At 45.3% G+C, this 1,362-nt stretch carries 1 protein-coding gene; it reads right to left on the bottom strand.

The genetic code is table 11. From position 1 onward, the window contains the following. Positions 1-18: 18 nt before the first annotated feature. Positions 19-1,194, bottom strand: a complete 1,176-nt coding sequence (locus F6K51_RS37365) for a transposase (protein ID WP_293031251.1) — start codon at positions 1,192-1,194, stop codon at positions 19-21. Positions 1,195-1,362 lie beyond the last annotated feature (168 nt).

The raw sequence follows: 1,362 nt of genomic DNA, 5'->3' as shown, positions 1-1,362 counted from the left end.
CTGGTTGACTGACAAAACTCAACAAGCATAGTCAAAAGACCTTACTGTAAACTCCAGCCGATACCTCTTCTGCTCGTCCTGTTTTCGGGAAGCCATCGCTGGTGATGGGTCGGGTTTCCCACTTAAAATTAGGGTTTCAAACAACTCCCAACCTTGAGTTAGTGCAGTTAATACCCATGCCCAACCAATTTTGAGATAACTGTTACCGCGAAACCAGTGAGGGTCTACAAAACGGCGTTTTCCAAGGGCTACGACCTTAGTTCCTTGGGCAGTGAGATAAAGAGTAGCGATCCCCAAGACGAAACACAATCGCGATAAGGCTGATGCATTGCGAATCTCACAGCTTTCCAACTCAAAACCATTGGACTTGTCATCAAGAAAGCTCTCTTCAATATCAAAGCGTAAGCCATATTCCCGAAATGTCTGAAGGGTGGTCGGTTCGTCGCTTACGATGTACCAAAGTTCCCCGCTAATTCCCTCACAAGCCAGACCCAGATTAACTGCACCAAAAGATTCGGTTTTGTGAATCCAGACATTTTGGAGTAAAAGAGCTTCACCCCGTTTCAAATGAAAATCTCGTACTTGAGACCAACCTTTACCAGGTCGCCAGAGCCAGAAATCACTTTTGATGCGGATGCGATAATGCCAACCCAGTTCAGCCAAGACATACTTCATTAACTGAGTATTGATGAATCCTCTGTCTGCTAGCAGTACAACTTTAACTCTATCTGGCATTAATCGCGACACTGCCAAGAGCAAGTCAAAATAGCTGCCTATCTTGACGCTGCTAGAAGAATGCTCCAGTACTCGCCAAGCCACTGGCACTGCTCTTCCTCGGTATACCACAGCTACCCTAATCAGACAATATTGATTCCACAGCATGGAAGTATCCAAGCTTAGATACAATAGTTCATTTTCCCATCTATTCAAGGCTTCCTGAATCAGTGGGCTATATAACCGTTGTGGATTAATCCGGGGATTATGCAACCATCGACTGAATCGACGTTGCTTACTTTGAGCAAACACAGCTCGTGAGTGGATGTACATAGTCCATTTTGTCAGATTTACGCTACCTGAGTGGATTAGTCCAACTACCATCCAGACTAGGGTATGTAGATGTCTGATATCAGCCCATTGTTTGGATTGACCCAATAACGTAACAAGGGCATTATAGAGACGGGAGGTGTTTTCCATATCAGTCCTGTCTGAGTTTAGTCACCCAGTCAGAATATGGCATTTGTAGCCAATTTGAGAAGGTAACACCTTCCATCACTGGGAAAGAATGAGTCTTCCGTTGGGTAGCGCGCTGCTACACCGATTCCTGCACCGATCGCGCTATGTGAACTTTTGTCAGTCAACCAG

Origin of the sequence: Moorena sp. SIO3I8 (genome assembly GCF_010692325.1) — a bacterium.
Lineage (GTDB): Bacteria > Cyanobacteriota > Cyanobacteriia > Cyanobacteriales > Coleofasciculaceae > Moorena.
Note: the sequence above shows the minus strand (reverse complement) of the source record. Positions and strands in the feature narration are given on the sequence as shown.

What these genes read in the sequence shown, in the direction of transcription:
- F6K51_RS37365 (WP_293031251.1), bottom strand. Translation starts at nt 1,194, where the DNA reads ATGGAAAACACCTCCCGTCTCTATAATGCCCTTGTTACGTTATTGGGT.